Origin of the sequence: Leptospira wolffii serovar Khorat str. Khorat-H2 (assembly GCF_000306115.2) — a bacterium.
GTDB lineage: Bacteria > Spirochaetota > Leptospiria > Leptospirales > Leptospiraceae > Leptospira_B > Leptospira_B wolffii.
On the sequence record NZ_AKWX02000020.1, the window covers coordinates 339,022 to 364,950 of the forward strand.

General features: G+C 44.8%; 21 protein-coding genes. 7 read left to right on the plus strand and 14 right to left on the minus strand.

The features are described from left to right. Positions 1–186: 186 nt before the first annotated feature. From aroC to LEP1GSC061_RS14825, 4 genes are all read right to left on the minus strand, one after another. The gene (gene aroC / locus LEP1GSC061_RS14810; RefSeq protein ID WP_016546111.1) at positions 187–1,332 is read right to left on the minus strand and encodes a chorismate synthase; all 1,146 of its coding nucleotides are present in this window, start codon (positions 1,330–1,332) and stop codon (positions 187–189) included. 72 nt (positions 1,333–1,404) lie between these two features. Continuing rightward, entirely contained in the window at positions 1,405–2,898 is a 1,494-nt protein-coding gene (locus LEP1GSC061_RS14815) for an HD-GYP domain-containing protein (protein WP_016546865.1), read from the minus strand. Positions 2,899–3,172: 274 nt separating this feature from the next. Further along, a complete protein-coding gene (locus tag LEP1GSC061_RS14820) occupies positions 3,173–4,669 on the minus strand; it encodes an HD-GYP domain-containing protein (RefSeq protein WP_016546661.1) in 1,497 nt (498 codons plus the stop codon). 128 nt (positions 4,670–4,797) lie between these two features. Beyond that, complete coding sequence (locus LEP1GSC061_RS14825) at positions 4,798–5,409, minus strand: ACT domain-containing protein (RefSeq protein ID WP_040509223.1); 612 nt, start codon at positions 5,407–5,409, stop codon at positions 4,798–4,800. A 282-nt stretch (positions 5,410–5,691) separates the two neighbouring features. On the opposite strand from LEP1GSC061_RS14825, the gene LEP1GSC061_RS14830 reads away from it, so the two are divergent. Both LEP1GSC061_RS14830 and LEP1GSC061_RS14835 read left to right on the plus strand, forming a co-directional pair. Beyond that, a complete protein-coding gene (locus LEP1GSC061_RS14830; protein WP_040509226.1) occupies positions 5,692–7,569 on the plus strand; it encodes an ABC transporter ATP-binding protein in 1,878 nt (625 codons plus the stop codon). 38 nt (positions 7,570–7,607) lie between these two features. Then, the gene (locus tag LEP1GSC061_RS14835) at positions 7,608–8,006 is read left to right on the plus strand and encodes an SET domain-containing protein (RefSeq protein WP_016546484.1); all 399 of its coding nucleotides are present in this window, start codon (positions 7,608–7,610) and stop codon (positions 8,004–8,006) included. On the opposite strand, the gene LEP1GSC061_RS14840 is transcribed toward LEP1GSC061_RS14835, so the two are convergent. After that, entirely contained in the window at positions 8,003–10,048 is a 2,046-nt protein-coding gene (locus LEP1GSC061_RS14840) for a sigma-54-dependent Fis family transcriptional regulator (RefSeq protein ID WP_016546852.1), read from the minus strand. The genes LEP1GSC061_RS14835 and LEP1GSC061_RS14840 overlap by 4 nt on opposite strands. A gap of 61 nt (positions 10,049–10,109) precedes the next feature. Continuing rightward, a complete protein-coding gene (locus LEP1GSC061_RS14845; protein WP_156844566.1) occupies positions 10,110–10,277 on the minus strand; it encodes a hypothetical protein in 168 nt (55 codons plus the stop codon). Positions 10,278–10,383: 106 nt separating this feature from the next. Here LEP1GSC061_RS14845 and LEP1GSC061_RS14850 point away from each other — a divergent pair, with 106 nt between their 5' ends. From LEP1GSC061_RS14850 to yihA, 4 genes are read left to right on the plus strand one after another with little or no spacing between them, the layout of a single operon-like run. Next, entirely contained in the window at positions 10,384–12,306 is a 1,923-nt protein-coding gene (locus tag LEP1GSC061_RS14850) for a GAF domain-containing SpoIIE family protein phosphatase (protein ID WP_040509229.1), read from the plus strand. Positions 12,307–12,310: 4 nt separating this feature from the next. Further along, positions 12,311–12,622, plus strand: a complete 312-nt coding sequence (locus tag LEP1GSC061_RS22020; protein ID WP_016546714.1) for a PP-loop family protein — start codon at positions 12,311–12,313, stop codon at positions 12,620–12,622. A gap of 38 nt (positions 12,623–12,660) precedes the next feature. Beyond that, on the plus strand, positions 12,661–13,566 hold the full coding sequence (locus LEP1GSC061_RS14860; RefSeq protein ID WP_332248709.1) for a PP-loop family protein: 906 nt from the start codon (positions 12,661–12,663) through the stop codon (positions 13,564–13,566). Between the two features lie 12 nt (positions 13,567–13,578). Then, complete coding sequence (gene yihA, locus LEP1GSC061_RS14865; protein ID WP_016546086.1) at positions 13,579–14,253, plus strand: ribosome biogenesis GTP-binding protein YihA/YsxC; 675 nt, start codon at positions 13,579–13,581, stop codon at positions 14,251–14,253. Positions 14,254–14,257: 4 nt separating this feature from the next. On the opposite strand, the gene LEP1GSC061_RS14870 is transcribed toward yihA, so the two are convergent. From LEP1GSC061_RS14870 to LEP1GSC061_RS14880, 3 genes are all read right to left on the minus strand, one after another. Next, positions 14,258–14,953 carry a hypothetical protein gene (locus LEP1GSC061_RS14870; protein ID WP_040508922.1) on the minus strand — a complete coding sequence of 232 codons (696 nt, stop codon included), beginning with the start codon at positions 14,951–14,953 and terminating at the stop codon, positions 14,258–14,260. 77 nt (positions 14,954–15,030) lie between these two features. Further along, positions 15,031–15,390: a PilZ domain-containing protein gene (locus LEP1GSC061_RS14875; RefSeq protein ID WP_040508925.1), complete on the minus strand. Its 360-nt coding sequence runs from the start codon at positions 15,388–15,390 to the stop codon at positions 15,031–15,033. An 85-nt stretch (positions 15,391–15,475) separates the two neighbouring features. Next, positions 15,476–16,417: an MBL fold metallo-hydrolase gene (locus tag LEP1GSC061_RS14880; protein ID WP_016546673.1), complete on the minus strand. Its 942-nt coding sequence runs from the start codon at positions 16,415–16,417 to the stop codon at positions 15,476–15,478. 49 nt (positions 16,418–16,466) lie between these two features. Here LEP1GSC061_RS14880 and trmB point away from each other — a divergent pair, with 49 nt between their 5' ends. Continuing rightward, positions 16,467–17,117: a tRNA (guanine(46)-N(7))-methyltransferase TrmB gene (gene trmB, locus LEP1GSC061_RS14885; protein WP_016546801.1), complete on the plus strand. Its 651-nt coding sequence runs from the start codon at positions 16,467–16,469 to the stop codon at positions 17,115–17,117. A 13-nt stretch (positions 17,118–17,130) separates the two neighbouring features. Here trmB and LEP1GSC061_RS14890 read toward each other — a convergent pair whose 3' ends face one another. From LEP1GSC061_RS14890 to rsgA, 5 genes are all read right to left on the minus strand, one after another. Then, positions 17,131–20,703, minus strand: coding sequence for a tetratricopeptide repeat protein (locus LEP1GSC061_RS14890; RefSeq protein WP_016546493.1), 3,573 nt, complete (start codon positions 20,701–20,703; stop codon positions 17,131–17,133). Then, on the minus strand, positions 20,703–22,325 hold the full coding sequence (locus LEP1GSC061_RS14895) for an LIC10124 family lipoprotein (protein WP_016546090.1): 1,623 nt from the start codon (positions 22,323–22,325) through the stop codon (positions 20,703–20,705). The genes LEP1GSC061_RS14890 and LEP1GSC061_RS14895 overlap by 1 nt, the downstream gene beginning before the upstream one ends. 202 nt (positions 22,326–22,527) lie before the next feature. Continuing rightward, positions 22,528–23,457, minus strand: coding sequence for a FecR family protein (locus tag LEP1GSC061_RS14900; protein ID WP_016546332.1), 930 nt, complete (start codon positions 23,455–23,457; stop codon positions 22,528–22,530). A 202-nt stretch (positions 23,458–23,659) separates the two neighbouring features. Further along, positions 23,660–24,976, minus strand: a complete 1,317-nt coding sequence (locus LEP1GSC061_RS14905; RefSeq protein WP_016546452.1) for a hypothetical protein — start codon at positions 24,974–24,976, stop codon at positions 23,660–23,662. Next, a complete protein-coding gene (gene rsgA, locus LEP1GSC061_RS14910) occupies positions 24,960–25,928 on the minus strand; it encodes a ribosome small subunit-dependent GTPase A (protein ID WP_040508928.1) in 969 nt (322 codons plus the stop codon). The genes LEP1GSC061_RS14905 and rsgA overlap by 17 nt, the downstream gene beginning before the upstream one ends. Position 25,929: the final 1 nt, after the last annotated feature.

Here is a 25,929-nt window from a genome sequence, read left to right on the forward strand (position 1 = left end):
ATTGCAAATCCTTTCCCAGACCGAATCGATTCGAGGGTTTGCATCGGATTTTAGGGACTTGAAATTCGCTCGGAAATTCCCTTTATTGCTCGGGACATATTCGAGCGGAACAAGCTCTTATCTCTATTGAAACGTACCATTCGAAGTTGGCAACCCGTTTCTAGAATTGGAAAATTCTCAATTGATTTAGAGTTTCAAATCTCTATAATAGTCCGGAATTTTCGCCCATTTCTGGAACCACTGCGGATTCATCGCTCTTTGGTAAAGATAGGCGTCGACTAGAACCAAGTTTACCGCGGCTTCTAAGATCGGCACCGCCCTAGGAAGAACGCAAGGATCGTGACGGCCCTTAGCTTCCAAAACCGTGTCTTGCTTAGAAATATTTACCGTGTTTTGCTTTTTGAAAATTGTGGAAGTAGGCTTGAAGGCGGCACGAACGACCAACGCTTCTCCGTTGGAGATCCCACCTTGTAATCCGCCGGAATTATTCGTTCTAGTACGGACTCTGTCGGTTCCTTCTTCCATGTAGAATTCGTCGTTATGAGCGCTTCCAGTGAGTAATGTTCCCGCAAAACCGGAACCTACTTCGAATCCCTTACAGGCGGGAATGGAAAGAATGGCCTTTGCCAAGTCTCCGTCCAATTTGTCGTAAACAGGATCCCCAAGACCCGGAGGAAGATTATAGGAAGCGCAACGAATGATTCCCCCCACACTATCTCCCGCTTCCTTCATTTGTAGGATGAGATTTCTCATCTTTTCGGAAGCTATGGGATCGGGACAACGGACCTCATTTACGTCCACCTCTTCCCGAGTTAGGGGATATTTTCCTTCTTCTATTCCGGAAGAAATAGTACCGATGGTATCCACCCAACCTACCGTGCGAACGCCCAAGTCGTCTTCGAGAATCATTCTGGCGATGGCCCCGGCCGCGACTCTCGCAATAGTTTCTCGAACGGAAGATCTTCCTCCACCCACATGGGCACGGAATCCGTATTTGGTTTGGTAAGTATAATCCGCGTGAGAAGGGCGGAAAGTTTCCCTAAGATTTTCATAATCTTTGGAAATTGTATTTTGATTATTCACTACCAGGGCGATGGGACTGCCGATCGTCTTTCCCTCGAAAACTCCGGAGAGAACCCGAACCGTATCCGACTCGTCCCTGGGAGTAGTCAGCTTGCTCTGACCGGGACGACGCCGATTCAAATCTTTTTGGATCTCCTCCAAACGGATAGGAATTCCCGCAGGAACGCCTTCCACCACGACCCCTACGGCTTCCCCGTGAGATTCCCCGAAAGTACTGACTTTAAATATTTTACCCCAGCTCGAAGGCATACGAGTACCAGAAAACAGAACACTACCGAGTCTTGGAAGTCGGATTCCGTCCCTGAAAGGAAAACGAATCGTTTATGCGACCGACTTTGGCGAGGTCTGACGATAATTCTTATCAATCAAATCGAATAATCGGGGATCCAGTTCGGGATCTATGGAATAGATCACCCTTCTTGGATCCACCGTATTCGCGAGATTGAATACCGCCTTTCGTCGGTCCGGCTGGAAGGTCCTATGATCGTAACCGGCAATCTTCAGTTTTCCTTTATTCGAGAAAATAGGACGGATGGTTCCTATCCTTTCTAGTAAAGGTCTGGTCTGGTTTCGATTGATTTCTTTGATAGTGCAGGTTTCGAAATGGACCTTATGTTGGGAATCCGTAGAAACAACGATCACATAATCGCCGGGATTCAAGACGCTCTTGTTCTCGCATAAGCTGAGAGCCATGAAATCGAAGAACTCCTTCACAACCCTTTCGTTATAGGAGAAGAAACTGTTATTTAGAATCAGTTTCATCGCGGAAATCGGTTTATATGCGGCTCTCCATTCCTGATCGGTACTCAAGGAAGCGAATTCTCCCGAAATGGAAATGATAGCAGGATCGTCCTCTCCGTAAGTATTACTCTGTAAAAGATGCAATTGCCTTTGCAGATCTTCCACCAAAACGGTCCGAGTAGGATCCTCTTTGTATTTCTCGTAGTATTCGGTGAGCTTCTTAATAAGAAACGCCGTAGCCGGATAATTATTATTCAAACCTTCACCACGATACGGTCTATGACTATTCAATACGGAAGTTTTAACCTGCGGCTGGATAGAAGCCAGATTCGCAATCATCAAGTAACTGACGATAGGATGATTCTTAACGTATTCGAATTCTTCGGCGTTCAAATCTCCGTGAATCGGAAATTTCATTCTCGCCTTACCGATATCGACCATATAGGAAGCCATCATCAAATTGAGTTGTTGGGCACGGGAATTTTCCGAGTCCTTAACCGACATGGCTTTCAAACTTCTCAACTTCATGGCCATAGAGATAACGGTTCTTTTGGTAAGAATTTCCGAATTCGTTTCCACGCCTGCGGTTTTCATTACGTCGATCACATTCACGAGTCCTAGTTCCATATCCTGGCTCGTGGAAAAGTCCTCTAGGATCAAATCGATCGCCTTGGAAACGTTCTTTACGTGATTCCCATTTAGGGGATAGTCCCTCAGTTCTTTTAGCAGACTTGAGGCGTCCTTAGCCAACCGAATCGTGAGATCTGGATTTACCAGTTTTATGTAGGATACTTTCTTTCCGTTTACGGCATCTGGATGCTCCGGCCGTATCGTAACTTTATCCCTTTCGGAATGAAGATAATAAATCCCTTGCAGCTCGAATTTCTGGAGCTTATTGATATCCGCTTCGGAAGCGTTATCTTTTCTGTGGATCAGGATCTGGCCGTTCTTGTTATAAAAATCGATCGGAATCATTTGATTTTCCTTAAACTGGCGAATAACGTCCGAGTTAAACTCGAATCTCTCCAATTTCAGGGAATCTAATGAACCGGAACCGTGTTGAGAATTTGTCATGATAAAATTTCGTTCTTCTATTACCCGAGGGCCAAGCTATTCGATAAAACTAAAGTACATAACGTCCATCGATTATCCGAAGTGCGAATCTCGCATTTGAGGCCGAAATAAATAGAAGCTTCCGATGTTTAATCGGCCTGATTCTTATAATTTCGGCGATGGAATATTTACGTATAAGGACGAGTGATAATTGAAATATACGCAAATTATAACTAAGAAAAGGGAAAGAGCTCGTTACGGGCAAGAAATAAATTTACGAGTCCGGAATTTGGCGTCAGGAAACGGCGGCTTTGGATGTGTTGTCCGAATCGGAAGAAGTCCTAGAGGGATACGTTTCCCGAGCGACTTTGTCCAGAGAATCGAAAAACTCCGGATCCAGACCCGGATCCACCAGATAGATGATCCTACGAGGATCCGCATTACGTTCCAAATTGAAAACGGCTCGTCTACGGTCTATATGCAGGCTGTCCATCTCGAACCCGGAAATCCGGATCTTACCGTTATTGGCGAACTTCGGTCGGATAGTTCCGATTCTTTCCAACATAGGGCGAATTGAATTCTTATGAGAATCCTTGATCACGCAGATTTCGAAGAAGACTTTTCGATTCGAATCCTGTGACGCTACGATCACATAGTCCCCGATTTTAATAAAAGGCTGATTTTCACAAAGGGATAATCCGACGTGATCGAAGAAATCCTTCAGAGTCTTTTCATTATATGCAAAAAAGCTATTATTCAGGATCAGCTTCATGGCCTTTAGACCATCCATCGGATCTCTCCAAGGCTGCGGAGTGGTCAGAGACGCGAATTCTCCCGCAATAGAAAGGATCCCGATATCGTCGTAAGGGATTCCGTTCGTCAGAATATTCTTCACTTGTCTTTGTATATCCGTGGCGAGCAGATTCTTACGGAAATCGTCTTTGTATTTTTCCCGGTATCCTTGCAGTTTCTGAACCAAAGGCTTAGTCTGGGGATAGTTATTATTCATCCCTTCTCCGCGATGGGGCCGATGGTGATTTAATACGACGCTCTTGACTGGATCTTCTATCTCAGGTAAATTCGCGATCATCAGGTAACTGATGATCGGATGATTCTTGATATATTCCAACTCTTCTGGCTTAAGATTCGCATGCGTGGGAATCTTCATCTGAGTGTAGCCGATATCCGCCAGGTAAGAAGCCATCATCAGATTCATTTGCTCGGTCTTCTTCTGTTCCATATCGGCTTTGGTAAAAGCCTTGGCGGATCTGAGTTTCAACGCCATAGCGATCACGGTTCTTTTGGTAAGAACCTCTGAATCCACGGGCGCGCCTGCGCTAGTCATGACTTCTATGATATTTACAAGACCCGTTTCCATGTTGGGAGAGGATTTAAAATCCTCCAGGACAGCGTTGATGGACTTATTGATTTCCTTTACATGAGCCCCGTTTAAAGGAAACTTCTTGATTTCGGAAAGAATATCGGAAGCTCCTCTGGACATATCCAGAGTAAGTTCTGCATTGATAAGTTTATCGAAGGAAGGATCCAAAGAGGAGGATTTTTTTCCCGAACCGGGATGGATCTTTGCGATTTCGGAAGTAAGAAAATAGATCCCTTGCTTTTCGAATTTTTGCAGACGACTGATGTCGTCGCCGCTCGCCATATCCTTTTTATGGATTAAGATCTGACCGTGCTTATTGTAAAAATCGACGGGGATAATCCGATTTTCTCGGAAGTGATGGATGACTTCCTCCGTAAAATCAAATTTCTGTAAATCTCTAGATGCGTCCATCTTAGGCGGAAGGAACTCCTGCTTTATGTATCGGTCGAAGTCGTCACGCGTATAATAAGTATAATACAGATATTACGTGAAGGATTTTCTCGAAGAGTTATCCTATCCGACGGTTTGAAACTGCCCTATCAAACTTGATTTAAACTGCTTTGCAGAATATATCTTCGGATTCTTTCCTCGACCGAAGTATCGGCGAATCCGCTATCCGTTTTAGAATCGGTCAGAACGAAAGTATCCTGGGCCTTGGAAGATTTTCCGTCGGTTCTAACTTCACCGGATAGAATATTGATACCGAGATCTTTGAGGACTCCGGTGACAAAGTAAAGAAGGCCTTTTCTATCGGGAGCTTCCAAGTAGAACTTAGTAGCCGATCCGTCCGGTAGATCCTCGAATTCCAACTGAGAATCCTTCCCCAGATAAAAGGTGTTTCGTATGTCTATTTCACTTGAGGTTTGAATCATTTCTTCCAATGCCTTCTCGTCCGAAAAGACCGAAGACATCAATATCCCCAATTTGGAAGCCTTGATTTTGGAGTCCGTTTCGGCGGACCTAAGAAGAAATTCGTCGTAGCTGATGGAGGAATCGCCTTCTTTAATGGTCCGGATATCCCCGGAGAGTATCTCAAAGCCCATGAAAAACATGGCCTTTACCATTTTATGTAGGGTTCCAGGTGCAGTTTCGGATGTTTTCAGGGTTACCCTGTATACACCGTATTCTTCTTTGTAATTGAACTCGATCATGGATTTTCCGCTTTCCAACACATTCGGACTGAACCCTAAAAAAGCACCTAAAATAGGCACTTTCCATCCAAACTTTTCTAAAGTCTAAAGATGTAGTAGTTCCTTTTTCCTGATTCTGTCTCCTAAAATTTTTCCCCAATGTGACAGAAGTTCAGGTAAATTCCCTAGTCTCGGGATATACGCCGGGATGCTGGTGTGATTCCATGGGAAAACGAGGAAAAAAATTTCCCAAAGGGACCCCCTACTTTCCTCTCCCGTAAGGGATCAAACGGGGATAGATATATGACAAATAAACAGAAATTCACCGAAGGCTTTAAGTTCGGGAAATCTCAGGCGACACAATCTAAATCTAGAGTTAACGCTCCCAAGGCTCCGGCCGGTAGCCAGGCAGCCAGGGGATCTTATTCTTCTTCCTTGGGGACCGGACCTATTCTAAATCCCGAAGCTTCTCAGGACTCTCCGTTCTTAGTACTCCTTGGTCTTGCCCGCTATTTTAAGAAATATAAACTCCGACTAGCAATCGTACTCGGTCTTCTTCTTACGGAGATCATCGTTTATTCCACGATACCGTTCTCTTTCAAGTATCTGATCGATGAGGCGTTGATCGGGAAGAATGAAGCCGTGCTCTATATTACGGGAGCCCTGCTCGTAGGAGGCACAATCCTAATCACCGCCGCAGGAACCGTAAGAGATTACTTATACAATTGGGTTTCCGCTAGAGCGGTAAGGGACATGCGCGAAGAATTATTCGTTCATCTACAAAGAGTGAACTTGGACTTTTATGCGAATACTAGAATGGGAGACATTCTCTCCAGATTCTCTACCGATCTTGCCGCACTGGAGAACGTAGTACTCGCCTCGATTCCTTGGGGGATCTCTCCATTACTCGAAGCGATCTTCGGAACCGCATTATTATTCGCCTTGGATTGGAAGCTAGGCGCAATCGCCACTTTGATTTGGCCTATTACTTTCCTAGGTCCCGTATTCTTTTCCAAAAGATCCACGACTGCCAGCTATGAAAGAAAGATAGAAGAAGCCAAGGTTCTAAACGCCGTGGAGGAATCCGTTTCCGCTCAGAATTTGATCCGAGTATACGATCTGGACGGCGCTTTCTGGGAAAAATTCAAGGGTAATTGCGAGAGATTATTCAGCGTGTCCTTAAGATTAGGACTTACGAATTCCTATCTGGAAAGATCCGCTTCCGGAGGAATTCTGCTACTGCAAGCGCTTCTTCTCATTTCGGGAGCCTGGCTAGCCTTTCATGGAATGGTAAGTGTAGGAGCTCTCGCAGCGTTTTTGCCTCCTTTTCTGAATCTGTCCTATTCTCTTCTATATGTTTCGCAATATTTTCCGACGATGAACCAGGCCAGCGGTTCTGCGAAGAGAATCCTGGAAATCTTAAGAACCCCGGTATTCGAATCGGAAAAAGAGAGACCCTTCTCTCCTTCGGAATTCAGAAACGCTATTCGTTTGGAAGATTTACATTTCCGTTATAAAGGTAGAACTAAGAATCTGAACGGTATCGATCTGGAGATCCCAAAAGGAAGTTATACCGTTATCTTAGGACCGAGCGGATCGGGCAAGAGTACGATCTTCAAACTGCTTCTAGGAATGGTGGAACCGAATCAAGGCAAGGTACTCCTGGACGGAATCGAGCTGGAGAATATCAGACTCCAGGCATTGCATTCCATGATCGGAATCGTATTCCAAGATACTTTCCTTTTCCATACGAGTATCCTAGAGAACATACGGATGGGTCGTCCGGATGCCACTCCGGAAGAAGCGATCGAAGCGGCAAAACTTGCGGAGATACATGAACTCATTTCCGGACTGCCCGAAGGCTACGACACCGTAGTAGGAGATAAGGGCTCCAAACTTTCGGGAGGAGAAAAGCAAAGGATCGCATTGGCAAGAGCCTTGGTTCGGAATCCTCAAATTCTGCTTTTAGACGAAGCGACCTCGGCTTTGGACCCGATTACGGAAGCGAGAATCCTGAAGACTCTTCAAAAGTTGCGAGAAGGTAGAACCATCGTGTCCGTTACCCACCGCTTAACCGGACTTCATGCGGCCGATCAAGTAGTCGTATTGAAGAACGGAAAATTGGAACCTTACCATTCTCCGGAAAACGAACCTTCTCCCCTACCGGCGATCGGTTTATAGTTTGCATTTTAAATTAGGTAACTTTTCTCTCGTTTAATATGCTGAAAGTACCAACTTACGTAGCCGACTCTCCTATCGGAGGCCTAGGCCTGTTTGCCGGACGAGATATAGAAGAAGGAGAACTGGTTTGGGAATTCCATCCTAAAACCGTCTGGATTCTGGAAGAACAGGAAGTAAACGCGCTTCCGGAACACTTTCAGGAATTGATCCGTACGTATTCCTATTTATTCGAGGGCAAATGGTACTTCTGCGTGGATAATTCTCGCTTCATGAATCATAGCGACGATCCTAATACCCTGGAAGATAAGACCGGAGTGTCGGGAACGAGTAACCCTGCCGGGAAAGACAGAGCCGTTCGTAAGATTCTAAAGGGAGAAGAATTGACCTGCAATTATAAGCAGTTCGATCAGCATTGGAAGGATAAACTTCCTTCTTAATAATCTATCTTTAGATCCTTGATCTTCTTATCCAATGTGTTTCGGTTGATTCCGAGGAATTTGGCCACTCTGGTCTTGGTGTATTTGAATTTCTTCATCGCGTATTTGATCAAGCGGGCTTCCACCTCTCCGACCACGACTTCCATAGCTCTTCCGTCCAAAGCGTCCAAATGAGCCGGGGAGAATTTGGAGCTTGCGACTTCCGCGGATGCTTCCGGATCCGCGCCGACCTCGACGGCTTCTCCCTCATCTCCATATAGAATACGTCCGCTGATTTCGGAGAAATCCTGGATATCCAACATTTCCGTTTGGGAAAGTACGACCGCTCTTTCGATTACGTTTTCCAATTCGCGCACGTTACCCGGCCAATTATAGCTCATAAGCAATTTATGCGCTTCTCTAGTGATTCCTTTGATCTTCTTCACATTCTCCGAAGAATATTTGGAGATGAAATGATTGATTAGAAGGGGAATATCTTCCGGTCTCTCTCGAAGAGGAGGAGTCACCATATTCACCACGTTCAAACGATAGTAAAGGTCGGCCCGGAAAAGTTTCTGGGCAATCAGATCCTCTAGATCCGCATTCGTAGCAGCGATGATTCGAACGTCGATCTTCTTAGGCTTCACGGAACCTACGGCTTCTATTTCTTTTTCCTGGAGAACTCTTAAAAGTTTGGACTGCAAGTTCAGATCCATCTCTCCGATCTCGTCCAGGAAGATGGTCCCGGTATCGGCCATCTCGAACTTTCCTTTTTTATCGGCGACTGCTCCTGTAAAAGATCCTTTCTTATGACCGAATAATTCCGACTCCAATAAGTTTTCCGGAATGGCTGCGCAATTAATCTTAATGAAAGGCTTATCCGCTCTGGAAGAATTGTAATGAATCGCGGATGCGATCATTTCTTTTCCGGTTCCGGATTCTCCAGTGATTAGTACGGAAGCTCTGGAATCGGAAACGAGCTGTATCATCTCGAAAAGCTTATCCATCAGTTTGGATTTTCCGATCAGAGAGCCGAACTTGTATTTGTTCTTGAGTTCCCGCTTGAGAAGAATGTTCTCTCTGGAAATCTCCCGTTTCTCTTCGTCGATGAGTTTCTGGATTCGAATGGCCTGATAAATTACGGAAGCTACTACCTGAAGGAAATCCAGGTAGGTTTTTAAATCCACATATTTCTTATGAACGAAGAATACGCTTACGACTCCTAATACGTCGGTATCCGATTTGATCGGAGCGGCCAAGAAGCTTACGTTTTCGGGATTATTCTTAAAATGGCTCGCGTTCCCCATTCTGTTCAGGAAATTCTCATCGCTTACGATGGATTCTACGATGACGGCTTCTCCGGTTTCGTAAACTCGACCCGTAATCCCTTCTCCGGGCAGATAGACCCCTTTTTCCATTTCTTCGGAAGTAAGCCCGGATGCGGCGATAAGTCTCAGAATATTCTTCTCGGATTCGAAAAGAACGATCGAACCGCGCTCCAAATTCAGAGACTTATCCAATCTCTCCATGATATCGTCGAAGATCTCCTGGAGAATCAAAGTGGATGTCACGGTCCGGGATATATCGATCAGGACCTGTTGGATTTTATTCTTCTGTTCCAGTTGTCGGAAGATCTGCAGGTTCTTGAAAATCTGTGCCGCCATATTGGCCAGAGTCGAAACCAGCTCCAGATGCTCTTCGGAGAACGCCTGCTTTCTACTGGAGTCCAGGGAAATGACTCCGATCACTTCTCCCTCTACGATCATAGGCACGGCCAACTCGGAGAGAATATCATCCTTTATGGAAATATAATGCGGGTTTTGGGTGACGTCGTTTACGATCATCCCTTCTCCGGATGCGGCGACAATCCCTGTGATACCTTCTCCCACCCTAAGCTTCACTTTGGTCCGGACGGAAGGATTCATCCCTCGGAAAGTTACGATATCCAGGACTTCGTCCTGGCGGCTGATCAACATCAGAGATCCGGATCCGACTTCGCAAATCTGGATACATCTTTCTAGGATCAGATCCAATAAACGATCCGGATCCAAAGTTGAATTCATAGCCGTAGCCACTTCTTGGATATGGCGTAGGGGACTGGGTTTTACATAACCTGACATCTGCTTAAAAAAGGTGCTGATTGATGATTTTGCGGTCAAGGAAAAAACCTAAATTTCCAGCAACTCGCTCTGATTCACTATAGGCTTCCTCTTCTTTACGCTTTTCTAATCTGACATATTCATCGTTTCTACAGGCATTTGCGGAATTTAAGACTGAATCTAGTTCTATCATTTTCTTCCGAAAAGCGATGAAATCCATCGGATTCTTACAAATTTATATGATAAAAACAGAAAACAAGTTTCCGTTTTACTTACTTGAAAGTATTCTTCTTCTCCGGATGTCCTGCGAATTTTGCGGAGAATCTTATAAGCCCGAAGGCAAACTCAAAGAAGGAAAATTTCTTTGCGGTTCATGCGGACGAGAATGGATTCTGGAAAAGAGAAGGGGCACTCGTATCAAGCCTCCTCCCGAACCGACCCTTTCCAACGAAATACTGTTGGAGTTCCTATCCTTATTCAATACGAGTCCGAATCTGGACGACTTGTTACAGAATTTCACCAATCTGGCCTTTCGCAAATTGAATCTCCCGGGAATTTCCGTCATGGTTTACGAACCTAGACTGGATCGAATCCTTGTTAAGTCCTGCAAGAATAGAAAGGGTCCGGCTCTGGAAAGATTGGCCTTTCGAATGGAAATCAAGAAAGGAGAAGATAACGGACCTTTAGGACAAGCGATCGAAACCTGCAAGTCCATCTATTATAAATTCGCGGAGCAGTCCCATAAACAGATCCGCCAATACGGAAGAGTGAATAAGGTAGTCTCGGAACTTTCGGTGCCCATTCATTTAAAGGACGAGGTTTTAGGACTCATCAATGTGGATTATGAGAAAGACGATCCGATCCAAGTAGAGAAAGACAAATACTTCCTGGAATTAATAGCGAGTCAATTCGCCACCACTCTGAAGAATAGGATCCTATTCGAAGTCTCCCAAACCCAATCCAGGAATTTTAGAAACCTGCATTCTGCCGCGCTGAAGTTAAGCAGCCTCGGATTCAAATACAGAGCCGAAATCTTTCGAGTGATCCTCCTCTCTCTTACCGAATTTTCGGAAAGCGAAACCATTTTGCTTCTGGAAAGAAAATCGCAATCCAAAGAGGATAAGATCCGCTTCGAAGGACATCTTTTGACGGGAAGCCCTCGGGCCCCGGAACTTAAATTGAATCTGCCTCTAAGGGGAGATTGGGACGTTCTAAACTCCGCATCCGATCGAGCTATTCATCTCGATTCCTCTCAGGTAAAAGAATGGAAAGTCTTCGGAAACGGTAAGAAGCAATTGGCTATTCTACCCGTGCTGAAATCCGAAGAGTCCGAGATTTGGATCATTCTAGCCAAGCAGGAAGAATTGCATTGGAGCCCGGAAGAGATAGACGTTTTAAACGCATTCGCGGTCCAAGCGGGGATCTCCATCCAAAACTTTCACTTATTCCACCAAAGAGCCGAAAAGGAGAGATTGGATAAAGAAATAGAAATCGCCAGGGATCTCCAACGGTCTCTTCTACCCCGAAAAATGCCGGAGCATCCGTCGTATGAATTCGGAGGCCTCATGATACCGGCGATAGGAGTCGGAGGGGATTATTATGATTTCATTACGGATCCTTCAAACAAGGAAACCTATATATGTATAGGAGACGTGAGCGGAAAGGGAGTTCCTGCAGGAATCGTCATGGCTACGATCCGAACCGTAATCCATTCTTTGGTAAGGATCAATCCCACTCCTTGGGAAATAATGAATACGGTAAATACATATCTATACCATAACTACTTTAAGGATTCCATTTCTCCTCGATTCATGTCTCTCACGATTCTACACTGGAATCGACTCGAGAATCGATTCCAGTTCAGCGGCGCAGGACAAGGTAGCATTCTGATCTATAGAAAGAAGACCGACTCCTTGGAGGAAATCTCCACCGGGGGAGTCGTTCTCGGAATCGAACCGGACATCGGCCCTTTCGAGAATCGCGGAGAATTCCGATTAGAACCGGGAGATTTCTTTCTCATGTACACGGACGGAGTATGGGAGGCTATGGATCCGGAAGAAAATTGCTTTGAAATGGAAAGACTGCAATACTGTATATTGGCCGGTAAGAAAGAAAACTTTCCCGTTCTGTTAGATAAGATTCTTCGCGCTATAAAAGACTTTACCGGAGAACGGGAACAGACGGACGATATAACTCTAAGCGGGATGAAACGCCTTTCTTAATAGAATGAAACAAGAATTAGAGAATATTTTTCAAAGAGCCTGGGATTCCTTAACTTTTTACCACGCTTTGATGATGGGAAAAAAGGCGATCATCGCTTTTTCCGGCGGAAAGGATTCCGCTCTCGTTTTACAATTTTACCTCTGGTTAAAGCAAAAGGCGCTGATTTCCAAATCCCCGATCTTATATCATCTGGATCACTCCATTCGGAACAACTCGGAGCAGGAAACCTCGATCCTAGAATATGCAGAAAGTTTAAACTTAGAGCTTTTCTTTAAAAAAAAAACGTCCCACTCTTCTGCAATAAAACCGGCCTAAGCCTAGAAGAAGCCGGAAGAAAACTACGCTATAAGGATCTGGAAAGAATCGCCAAAAGGCTCGAAGGTTATATCGTAACCGGCCACCATACGGAAGATTATCTTGAGACGGTGCTTTTACAACTCATCCGAGGAGGAGGTTGGAATTCTCTTCGAACTCTCGGCGTTTTCGAAAACAATCGTCTCCGTCCTCTCGTACTTTTTTCCGATAGGGATAGGAAATCCGCCATGAACATCGGGGGCTGGCCCGTCTTTGAAGACGAGTCCAACGAATCTACTAAGTATCTTAGAAACCGGATTCGTTCCGAGATTCTCCCGATCCTATTGAGAGAAGGTGCTGATCCCGACAAGATCTTCAGAAATTTTCACGACCTAGAAATTCCTAGACCTGCCCTTAAGAACCAGGCAAGGCAAGAAAGCGAGATTCGATGCGTATCTAGACAGATCCTGGAGAAGGAACAAATTTCAGTCTGTAAAAACATTCTGGACCTGCACCTTAAAAGTCTTGGACTTCATCCTCTTAAGTCGGTATTCCTTTCCGACTTACTGGCTAAGATCGACGCGAATACTTCTTTCTCCTTGGAAAATCGAGAGGCTTGGTTTTGGAAAAGTGTCTCCTCTGATTTGTACATTCTTCCCAAGACAGCTCTTTACTTTCAGGATTTCCAATTTGAAGAGGAAAAATTATTTCTAAAATGGAACGGCAAAACCAAGAAAATTCCTGCAAATTGCGTTCCAGCTCGGGACTCGGAAAATGAAACCATTCTTCTGGGAGGAATTCATAAAGACGTTTCCGAAATCTTAAGGGAGAAAGAGATTCCGATTCCGGTAAGAAAAATGCTACCCATTCTAAAACGGGGAGCGAAAACTGTTTTGGTTTGTCTTCGGATGTGGGACTCTCGTTTGGACGATATCCGATCGGATGATTTTAATCCGGACCCTTAAAGTGAGAGGTTTATGGAAGAGATCCAAGAATTAAAGCCGGATCCATTCTTTCGGGATGTAAAATTCTATTCGTCTTACGCGGACGCGGCCAAAGTGCCGGTCAAGGGTGTTCCTCATATCGCGTTTGCAGGACGCTCCAATTCCGGAAAATCTAGACTATTAAACGCAATCGTAGAAAGGAAATCTTTGGCAAAGGTTTCCGCAACTCCCGGAAAAACCAAGCTCCTCAATTTCTTTCTGGTTTCCAAATCCCTCTTCCTGGTCGATACTCCTGGCTTCGGATATTCGGCTAATTCTCACAAGGACCATGAGCAGATGATGGATCTACTCATGAACTATCTAAATTCCGCCAAAGACTTGAAATGTCTTTTTCTACTTTCCGACGCTCAGCGCGATCTGCCTGAGGAGGAGTTGGAACTGATAGGAACCTGTTTCGAGAAAGGAACTAAACCGGTTCTAATCAGAACTAAGATCGATAAATTGAATCAATCCGAACTTTCCAAACTCCGCAAAAAGATGAAAAACATCCAAGGTCTGTATCCGATGTTGGAGATCGTCCTAGTGTCTCCTAAGTACGGAAAAGGTTTGCCGGAATTAAGAAAGATTATCGAGACTTTGATGAAATCGATCGTAGTCCCGGCTCCTGCGGAAGATCCTCTTCCCGAAGAAATCCACGAGCAAGCCTGATCCTTTAAGCGAAGGATTCCAAAAAATTTCCGGAGGCCTCTAAGGCTTCTCCGTTATATACCTTTCCCGCAAATTGGATCTGTTTTTCATTCAACTCCTGAATGGTTTGCAGGGTCTCGTCTAGAAGCGCTTTGAGTTTTTCTTGGCTCAATGCGAGTTCCAATTTTCTCTTACGTTCCACGAGTTTCATATGTTTGTGTGCTTCGTCTTCGGATTTATTCTCCGGATCAGAAGAGGATAATTCGTTGGTATCCAGACGATCGAGCTCCTGATCGATTTCCCTTAGCTCGGACATAAGTTCCCATTCTTTATCGGAAATCAACTCGGAACGGCCGGCAGCCTTCGCTTCGGAACTTTTATCTTTGTTTTCCGGTTTAGAATGAGAAGAAGAGGAAGTTTCCGAATGTTTAGGGGATTCTTCCTCCGATTTTTTTACGGTAGTGGCCCTAGTTTCTCCGGCAACTGCGACTAACTTTCCATCTCTCATTTCATAATGGATGGAAACTTCCATAGAACGTATTTCGGCACGATCTCGAATAGCTTCGTTTCTAAATTCGGCTACATGGCCCAACTCATGGGAGATGACATGGAGTACAGACGTAGACTGAGGCGAGCTTTCCAACTGCCCATGGCCTATGTACTGAACCGAAGTGTCCTTCGGCCTTTCCGGTAAGGAAGATTGTATAACTCCCAGGTTCATCCTATTATAAATGTCGGTCCCGGAGCCTCTTAGTTTAGAGGTTTAGAAAAAATTTCTAAACCATTTAAAAAAAAGCGTTAGCTGCAGTATGCTATCTTATTCAGTATTTCAAGGACGGCCGCATCACATAGATCGTGAAAGACTACAGCGTATCTAAAGCCTTCGTCCATTTTAGTTTTTCGAATAATATCTCCTTGTATCTCACAAGTAAACATAGGCGACATAAGCGTTAATCGCCCTCCCGCATTCCATTCTTTCTCCGAAAGAACCGAAGCACCCATCATGGATATATCCAACAAAATGCCTTCGGCCCATTCTCCCGCTTCGAAAAGTTTTACCCGATTGTCTTTGCGGAATCTAACATAATATCTCTTGTCCGCAAACAAACCGGGACCTCCCTTGGAGGAAGGTTCTGCCCCGATCTCTAGTCTTTGCATAGCCGGAAAAGGATACTATGAACGAGGATTTTTTAAAAGGAGATTTCCGAATTATATAAGAAATCCGTTACTAAGAACAAAATCCCTACTCAAGTAAGAAGGTGTCCGACTCTCTCGCCAGAACGATCTCATGAATGTGGGATGATTCTTTCTCTTGATTGAACATTCGTAAGATTTCTTCGTCCGGATGATCCGGTTCGTGATGAGTTAGAACCAACTTTTGCACACCCAGAACTTCCCCGCATTTTATGGCGAGTTTTCCGGATGTATGTCCCCATCCGATCTTTTTATCCGCCTCTTCGGAACTATATTGCGCGTCTATGATCAGCATATCCGGTTTTCCGATCTCTTTGCGCAATTGAGCGAAATCCTCCAGATCCTCGTCTCGAACTTCCACATCCGTGCAGAATAGAAAGCTTCTACCGTCTTCTTCGATATGGTAGCCGGTACAGTTACCCGGATGTTTTTGCTGGAAAGGTGTTACCTTAAAATCGCCGATTTGAACCGTTTGGTTTCTTTTGAGGAAGATGAACTGTTTTTTGGACAGCATCTCGTCCAGTGTGATCGGGAAATTCTCCGGATTCTGCTGCCTATCAAATCTCTCCTTCAGATTGGATATGGTGGAATAGAAATCCACCTCTACGGTGGGAATATAACCCGGCTTAAAGAAAGGCCAACCTTGGATATGATCCCAATGGGTATGAGTCACTAAGATTCGGATCTTACCGCCTTTCGCGATCCCTTCCTTAAGTAGATCGTTTCCGAGTTCCCTCATTCCGGAACCGCAATCGATTACCAGCCGATCCCCTTTTTTGGACTCAACATATACGCATGTGGTATTTCCGCCGACCGGTCGTAATAGATTCGGCTCGAGATCCTTGATGAATTCGGTCACGGAAAAGGTTCCGTTCTTAATTTGGAATTCCCTGTGGGCGGATTCCAGGATCTTCTCTAGTTTTTCTTTGTATTCTTTTCCCGAAAGCGGGGTAGGAAGAGAGCCTCTCACCCCGTATAATTTTATTTTCACTGTATTAAATTAAACAACTTGGAGATTTGGTATTTTCAGACAAACGCATATGACAGAACCGGACTTTCGACAAAAACAATGGAAGATCGCGACCCGTATACCTTTTGTATCGGATTATTTCCTAAAAATTCAGTCCGAAAGTAAATTAAAAAAAAGGGATCTATTTCCTAAGGAATTCGGGACATATTATCTAGAACTAGGTTCAGGATGGGGAGAAGTCGCAGTAGAGTTAGCTAAGTGCTTTCCGGATACCGGTTTCATACTCATGGAAAAGAAAGCGGACCGAATCCGACAAACGATCCGGGATCTCACCAAGGAAAAGCTCAATAACGTTAGACTCTTATCGGTGAATTTCAACTGGTTTCTCGAGGAAATTTTCGAAGAAGGCATCTTCGATGAGATTTTACTGAATTTTCCGGATCCCTGGCCTAAGAAGCGACATCATAAGCACAGAACTTTAAGCCCTAGGTTTTTGGATACATTGCATATTCTTTTGAAGCCTGGCGGAAGATTTCGTTTCGCTACGGATTACGGTCCGTACGGAAGAAAGGCCATAGGATTTTTTCGAAAAGACTCCCGCTTCAGACCGGAATCGACGGAATTTTCGTTGGAAAGAAAGGACTTTCCAATTTCCTACTTTGAGCAAACGAAGCGGGAGGAAAACTCCCGCATTTATTATTTAGATCGGATTCGGCTTTAGATTTTACTAAAGATCAGTGGTAAAGCAGGGAATAAACGCTATCGGAATCCCGAGCCAATTTATAGGTCCAGGCGGCTTCTCCCTTCTCATCATAGCGAACGGCTGTATTATCCTTATATAATACGATAAAATCGCCCTTCTTGCCGGGTAGAATTCCTTCCACGGTTTTATCGGCAATCTTCAGTTCTTTGATAGAAGAGGAGCCGGCGTCTATTCTCGAAACCTTTTCGTCGGACGCGAACCAAACGGAGTTTCCTCGAACGCTAAACAGAGAAGAATCCTTGTGTTTCAATTCCGATTGAGTGCTTTTACCCTTGCCCGATACGTAAACCACCGCTTTATCCGTACGGAAGAAGCTTCCGTCTTCCGTTGCACCTAATAATCTCAGATCTTTAGATCCGGTCCAAACCGATTCCGGATCCTTACTCAGTTTGGCATCCGTTAGAAAAATCTTATCTTCTTTAGCGGATGAAACTATAAGATACAATTGACCCTTCTTAGAAGCGGACCATGCTTTCGCGTCCAAAGGAACGGATTTATTTTCTTCGAAAGTATCGGAGTAACTGGTTAGAATTCTCTTTCCCGCATTTTCCGTTTCGACTAGCACTCTATCTCCGGATACCTGAGACTTCTTGAACGATCCGGTCAAAGCCACCGAATTGATGAGCGTTCCAGAATTCTGATCTCTCACTTCCAGAGTTTTATCCGTGAAGGTGTAGATCCTACGATCGGCCAGTATATTCTTAAATGGCTTAGTGGTCGTGATTCTCCAGAGACGAATCGAACGATTCTTATCCAAAGCCTCTACGGAAGTTCCGTAATTCAGCAACAATAGATCGTTGATGATTACGGGTAAACCTACAAGAGACCCGCGATTCGGATATGGCTGCAAGATCACAGGCGTGTCGGAATCGGATAATACCAATTTCTCGGCTTGGCTGGAATATGGAGAATTCGGATAGTTTTCGGCAAGTTCGCGACCGAGTTCGATCACCAAACGTTTGTATTCGGCGTTCCCGGGATTCTTGGTCCTTAACTCGGAGAGAATGCGGATTCTCGCGTGTAGGAACTTTTCGTTTCTCTCTAGTTCGATCGCTTTCACGATTTCCGAATCCGCGGTCTCCAAATCACCCTTTTTGAAATAGATATAGGAAAGTTGGAAATGAGCATCCGGAAAGTCCGGATTCTTCTTGATGATGTCCTTGAAGATATCCACCGCTTGATCGAGTAGATTATCGTTGAACAAAACGATTCCGATATTGTACGGAGCCAGTTCATTCTCCGCATCCGCTTTCATAGCGCTTTCGAATTCTTCCCTTGCTTCTTTTGTCTTGCCCTGGCTATAGAATGCGATTCCTTTGCCGATTCTGGAAGCGGTGAATTCTGGATTCAAAAGCCAGGAGCGATTAAAGGATTCGATAGCAGGTTCGTATTTCTTTTTCTGAAGGCCGATGATTCCGAGTTGGTAGTGGCTATAATAAGAATCGGGTTTCTTTTCCAAAATTTTCTGGAATCCTGCCTCCGCCTTATCCACTTCTCCTTTTCTAAGTAGGAAAGCCTGGATAGCTTCCTGGGAAGCGAGATTCTTGGAGCTATCGGGAGCATTTTCCAATAAGGATATGCCTTTTTCCTCCATTCCCATCGCCAAATAACATTCAGCTATTTTAATATAAAGGGTTAACTTCTTGGTCTTATCGTATGCGGATTGATAAAGAGGTAGAGCCTTTTCGTAAGATTTCGCATCGAAGAAACGATTCGCCTTTTGGATCGTAGGAATGACTTCGGCGAACTTTCTATTTTGCTCGATGGTTTGTTTTGCCTCCGCGATTTCCGGAAGGTCCTTCGTCAGTTTCTCCGCCTTTGCCAACCAGGAGGCGGCAGAATCGTAATTGGCCTTTTCGTTTTCTTCCAGAGCGATCTTGTAATACAAGAAAGCCAATCGGAAAGGAACCGATTCGTTATTAGGATACTTCTTAATGAGTCCTTTATAAATGTTTTCAGCCTTCTCGAATTCTTTTTTGTCTTCGTAGGTCCTTGCTAGAACGATTCCGGAAATCGGATCGTTTCCGGTAATAGATTCCAATTCCTTGGTGTATTGGTTTACCTTTGCTTGGTTCTTTTGGGAAGAATACAGGCGTATGAGTCCTTGCAAAGCCGGTAAATTTCCCTTTTGGAGGCTGAGAGCTTTCAGGTAATTCTGCTCGGAAAGTTTGGATTCTCCGGTGATTTGATAGAGACGGCCGAATGCTGTATACACTCCTGGATCGTCAGAATCTTTCGCCTTAGCCTTATCGAAGGCGACTTTGGCGGATTTAGTATCACCTTTTCTTAATTTTTGGTCCCCTTCGTTTATCAATTCCGAGGACTCGAGAAAGGCTCTTACTTTTTTCGTTTCGTCGTCTTGCTTCAAAGAATCTAATTCATTCTTCGCAGTTTTGAATCGGTTCTCGGAAGCCAGCAGATACACCAAGTTCAGAACCGGTTCCTTATATGTCGGATCCAGCTCTCTGGCTTTCGTAAAGGATACCATCGCTTTAGCATTCTCGCCTAAAGACTTTTGGTTCAAGCCGATCTGGTTATAGATAGATGCGTTCTTCGGAAAGAATGGGATCGCTTTCTCCAATACGGAAATCGCTTTAGGATTGTTTCCTGATTTGCTATACGCGGCGGCGAGTCCCGAGTAGGCTTCCCAATAATCCGCTTTCAACTTTAAGGATGTTTCGAAGGCTTTCACGGCCCCGTCCGTATCTCCGGAAAGTATCTTAGCATTCCCCAAAAACACGAATGGAGAAGGATTCTTAGGATCCAACTGAGTTGCGGATTGGAAATTCTGTATGGCCTCGCCGTAATTCTTGGCCTTCAAGGCTGTGTTTCCTTTCTCCAGATAAGAAGCGACCCTGGTGGCGGAAGCGGACTGCTTGGCGGATGCAAGTTCCGGATCCGCTTTTCTAGCCTTTTCAAAATAGGATTCCGCAGCCTCGTATGCTTTCAATTGAACTGCGGTGTCTCCCAACTGCATGTAGAGCTGGGCCTTGAATTTGAATTTATCCTCGGGAATGGATTTTAAAGCGGTATAAGCCTCGTCGTATTTTCCTATCGTTTTCAGAAGAACGGCCTTCTTAAACGTATAAGAGGCTCCGTCCACTTTAGGAAGCTTTTCCAATTTGGAATAGATTTCGAGCGCTTCCTTGTTGGCTCCTTGAGCCGTATAAAGAATTCCTAATGTTAAAAGAATCTGTTCGTTTTCAGGATCCAGCTCTGTTCCCTTTTTCAAGGAAGCGAGAGACTCGTCGGATTTTCCGAGACGGTATTCCGAGGATCCGATCAGATAGTATCCTTCTGCAGTAGGATAAACCGCTACCGCATCACGACCTTTTGCCAAAGAAAGATCGAATTTTCCTTTTTGAAAGGCGGAGTTCCCTTCGTTGATCAATCGGGAGACTTGTTTCAGTTTTTGCCTAGCGACCAGATCCGTTTCCATAATCGCGTCCTGCGAATTGGATTTTCGGAAGTCTTTCGAAACGCAGCCAACCGTAACGAAGGCTAGAATAAAGAAAACGTAAGTATTTCGCTGCAATCGGTTCATCACTTATAGCCTTTATACAGAATCTTAAGATCTTTCAGAGGAGTTTTCTCCTTAAATTCTTCTCCTCGAGTCAAAACGGATACGCTCCAAGTGCCCCCGGACGGAAGATTTCCTTCCCAGACCAGATCTCCTCCCAGGTAGAGGAATAGTTTCTTTTCTTTCGGACTGGCCCTAAAGGAGAATGGCCTGCCTATATCCTTATCGATATCTTTGTACTTGTAAGTAGCGATCGTCTTTCCGTCGGAAGGAAATTGGAAAACCGAAACGTTTTCCTTACCAGCCTGCAATCCTAGAGCAAAACCGGGAAAATGAAAAGTAAACGCGACGGCTCCTTCCTTGTGGTCCACGGGAAGTAGGAAGTATCCTTCCAGTTCCAATTCTTCCGGAACAAAAGGCAAAGAATAGGCTCCGTTCCAGCCATTGGAAAGATTCTTCTTCTTAGCGAATTCCAGACCTCTCGGACCGAAAGCGGAGAAGCCGGAATCCCCCGAAGGCTTCCAAAATTCCGGATCGGATAACACCCCTGCTCCCGAATACGGAAGAGCGATTTCGGCGACTTGATCCGGTTTTACATCTAACACGCCTTCGTAATATACTAAGGAATTATTATCCACTCCCTCTTTTACTAATTCGAGTTGGTAAGCGCCCGGAGTTAAGCTACTCCGATAGAAAGGCGTTTCTCCTTGTTTGTATCCGTCGATGGAAACGGAAAGTCCCGCCGGAACGCTGATGATTTTCGCGGATCCCAAGGTTCTATCTTCTTCCCATTCCTGAAAGAGAGAACTTTTTTTACCGGCACGAATCTGTAGAGTCCGTGTTACCGGTTTCTTTCCTTTTAATACGAATTGTATTTCTTGGATTCCCTCCAAGACGGGAACGTTAGTTAAGGGTGTGTTGCCTAAAGACTTACCCTTCCAAAAAACTTCGGTGTCCACGGAAGAGGAGCTGATGTTTAGAGATCCTCTCAGAGATTTATTCACGCTTTCTTTAATGACGGATAAATCCGGTTTTCTTTCCCATACAGGCACGGTAGTTTGGCGGGATTCCAAAGAAATTATACGATCCGAAGATTTCCAAAAGATTGCCTGAGTCCATGTCCCGGATTCCTCAGAGGAAACCGGTTTTTTGAAAGAAGCTTCGAACTCACCGAAAATGGAATCGTCCACCGGATCCTTGAGTTGGAAGCGGAAAGTCCAACCCGTATCGGATTCGGAAACTTTTCCGAATACCAACAGATCCACATCCTTCTTCTTTGCTTCTTCCAGAAGCGTTTCTTTGCCCGACCAAGCTTCCGCCGGAATCTTGACGCCTACGTATTTGATTTCTTTCCAGAGTAAACCGAACTCCTCGCCGAAATACGATGCCAGTTTAGGATCCACGGATTTCGGATAGGAGATCGGAGCGAATGCGATTACCGGAAGTTCATGTCCGCTTTTTCTGACCCGGTAATCCGTATCGGACTCGCGAAAGATAAAGACGTTTGCGGATTCCCCTAATGGCCTAAAATACGGCTCCTGAACGGTAAGTGCAGGTTCGTTCAATCTTTGAACGGAAGAACAAGCGCCGACTATGATTGCTATCAGGGAGAAGAATAGAATATTACGAAATGATTTGTTCTCCATCCCGTAAAAAAATTTCTTCTATCCTGAATTAGCAAACCTTTTCCGATATCCCGGGAATCGGAATATGACAAAGAGATCATTTTTTTGTTTATCCGAAGGGAATTTAAAACAACGGGAGACAAGAAGGGGATAAAATACGACGACCCCGTCGAATAACGGGGTCGATCGACTCGATTCTAAAAGCGGAAAAAGAAGAAAGGTGTTAGAACGTTTCCTTAGCGTTCAGTTTCAATTTTTCCTTTTGGACGTCTTGCTGAACATACTTGGTCTCATTCACCTCTTTAGCCGCTTTAGTCACTTCGTCCGCATTGGATTTACCCAATTCGCGTTTTTGCAACTGAGTGCGGGCTTCTTCCACGGTTGAGGCCGAGCTGAGGATTCTCAACTCTTCGCTGGAAGATTTGAGTTCATCTACAAGATTATTATATTCTAAAACATCGTTCTTTTTGAGGACGATCAGTCCTTTCAATTCCTTCACGGATTCCGGACGCAAAGAAAGAATCAATTTCTCGGTGAGTCTTTGGTTCTTTTTAAGAGTCAGCTCTCTGTTCTTCTCCAGAACGATCTCTTCGGAATCGTCTCCCACTTTGGAAACTGCCACAGAGCCTTCCAATACCGCAAATTTAACATCGCAGTGCTGCTCAGCACAGGTGGTTTTGCCTCCCGAAGGATTTTCCACGGAAGTCAGGAAGGTGGTTCCGCGAACCCCCGCTAAAGCGGTAGGAGTTACTACACGGAAGTTGGAGTTCTTTTGCTCCTTACGAACCAAAGTTACGATCTTTCCGTAATTCAGGTTCACTTTTACGTCGGCACCTTCTTCGCTAACGAGAGCGGCAACGGAAACCTCGCTTTCTTTAGAGATCTTGACCAGACCGCTATTAGCGACCATGATCTCCACGGATCCGTTTTTGCCAGTTAGAATGGTATCTTCCGGATTGATGGATTGTCCAAATTCGGCTTTCTTTTCGCCTTCTGCGGACTGAATCCTAACGTCTCCGTTGATCCATACGATTTTAGCCTTCGCATCTACTGCATCGGCTTTTACTTGGTCTCCACTGGTCTTAGGGCTACAAGCCGCTAAAGCAAAAGCCAGTGAAGTTACAAAAATAAGAATGTTCTTGGGTTGAAACATAGGATTTCCCCGCTTTTAAAGTTTAAGAATGCTCTAAAGATAACAATCCAACAAGGATTTTTTTACCAAATCGTCGGTTTATCCTTTTTTCTCAAGGGATTTGGGGCTTTCTTGGAAAAAAATTTCCAAAAAATGTCTGTTTGGCAGCCGGTCTATTTTTTATAAAAACTAATACTTATTGGTTAGTTTTGAAGAACGGATTCTATTTCTTTTCGACCTTTTTAGGCTCTATGTCCGGGAGCAGATCCAATTCCTCCTCTAATCTGCATTTCGGATAATGATCAGCGTTCAGACTAGATCCTACCCAACCAAACGCGTCCTGGGAGGATATTACGTGTATGTCCCAACCTTGCACAATATTAGGGCAATCCCATACCTTATTCTTACAAAGAACCTGACTTGCTTTAGGTTTCGGGTAAGCCCAGGCGGCCGGAGGATGCAGGCATTGCATTTCCACCTCGGCTAATTTTCTCATTCTCTTCACATTCTCTTCGAACTGTTTGAATAGATTGACTAGGGGATTGGCAAGGACCTCGTTAAAATATCCCCGAGTGGTATTATAGGCCAGGAAGTAGACTAACTCTTCCATTACGTATTCTTTATCATGCGCAAAGGAACTTACGGTATGGATATAGCGAGCGATCTTTAACGAATCGGTAAGTAATTCCCTCAGAACGTCTTCGGATTTATCAGGTAAGCCCGCGTCATCCTCGTCTTCCTGGTTTCCCGCATCGCTTTCTCCATCATCCACCATTAGGTCGGCAAAAAAGGATTCGTCCGGATTTTCCCCCTCTCCTTTTTTTCCTCCTCCGGCGGTAACTTCCGTATTGTCTTGGAGCCCCAAAGGCACATGATTCGAAGCTGCGGAACATACGAATTCGGGAAGATCCAATTTCTGCATGAAATTGGCGCATTGCTTGGCGATTCTAGTTTTTTCCGTATCGTCCGGAAAGGGACGATTCCAATGATCTCCGGTCACTCTTGCGATATCCATAAAAATGCCGCCAAGAAAAGAATAGCGACGAAGCATTTTGTATTTAAGGGCGTCGGGAATCATAACGATTCCGAGAGCGAGTAATCCTAGTTCGCAGATATGCTTGAAAAAGTTCGGGTTGGTTTCGTAGACCTTGAACAAAGATAGAAGATGTTTTCGATTCGAAAGAGAGTTCCGGATAATTCCCTTAAAATTAAAGGTATTTTCCTCATACATATATTTTAAGAATTTCTTATCTGTCTGCTTGAGCTGGTATACGATCTTTTCGGTGAGTTTATCCTGGATCTGACCGGTCAGTTCCTTAGTGAGTTTGATTTTGAACTCGGGCGTATATTGTCCCTTAATTTCCTTAAGCCTAGCCAAGGCGGATTCTTTGACCTGGACCTCCTCCTTAACCAGAATATTGCCGCTATTGTCCTCGATCGGATTCAAAAAGCGCAGCATATTTCCCGCATTATAGTCCCGCACAAACGCGAGTACGTCTTCGATGGAATTGAATTCTATCGACTTAGGGTTTACTTTCATTCTTTAAATGGTCCCTGCGAGTGATTCTAAACGGATTTTCCAAGCTGGCAAGCATAGATTCCAGGCTCTTCTTCCTCTCTAGCGACAAAACGGATTGCCGACTCAAAGCCGATGCCATACTGCAACCGGGGCCGGCATCGCAACAATCGGAAACGTCGCATAACTCTTTAAACTTTCCGAGCTCGGGAAAACTTTCCATTATTTTTCCCCGAGAAAGATGCAATATACCCCATTCCTTAATTCCGGGGGAATCAATTAACACAATATTATGATCCAGCATCAGAAAATTCGAATTGGTAGTGGTATGCTTTCCCTTGCTTGTGGAGAGACTTACCTGGGAGGTCTTCTGCATCTCCTTATCGGATAAGACGTTTACAAGACTAGATTTTCCGACGCCTGAATTTCCTACGAGGTATGTCGTTTTGGAAGAAAACTTCGAAATCAGCTCTTTTAGACCTTGGCCGGTTCGGCAGGAAACCACTAATACGTCGTAGCCTAGATCGGTGTAGGTTTTTGTCCGACTAAGTATCGTTTCTTGGTCCACCAAATCCGACTTCGTAAATACGATCAGAGGAGATACCTCGGCGGTATAGACGGCAGCCAAACAACGATCCAAAAATCCGTCCTTGGTTTCCGGTTCCTTGAGAGAAGCAAGCACGGCTACCTGGTCCACATTAGAGCAGAGAACCTGGGCGTCGCCCTCCTTGCTTTTGCGTAGAATTTCATTCCTACGGGGAAGCCTTTCCTCGATGGCCCATTCTCCTCCCGATTCCATGGCTTGGACCAGATCTCCCACCACAAACGGATGCCGTTCCGATGCGGAGATGGTTCTCAAACGACCCCGTAAGACCGCGCGTACCCTCCCTCTCTCGGGAGAATACAAATCGTAGAAAGCACCGAAGACTCGGGCTATCGTAAAAAACTCCTTTACTGGAATAGATGACATTGACATT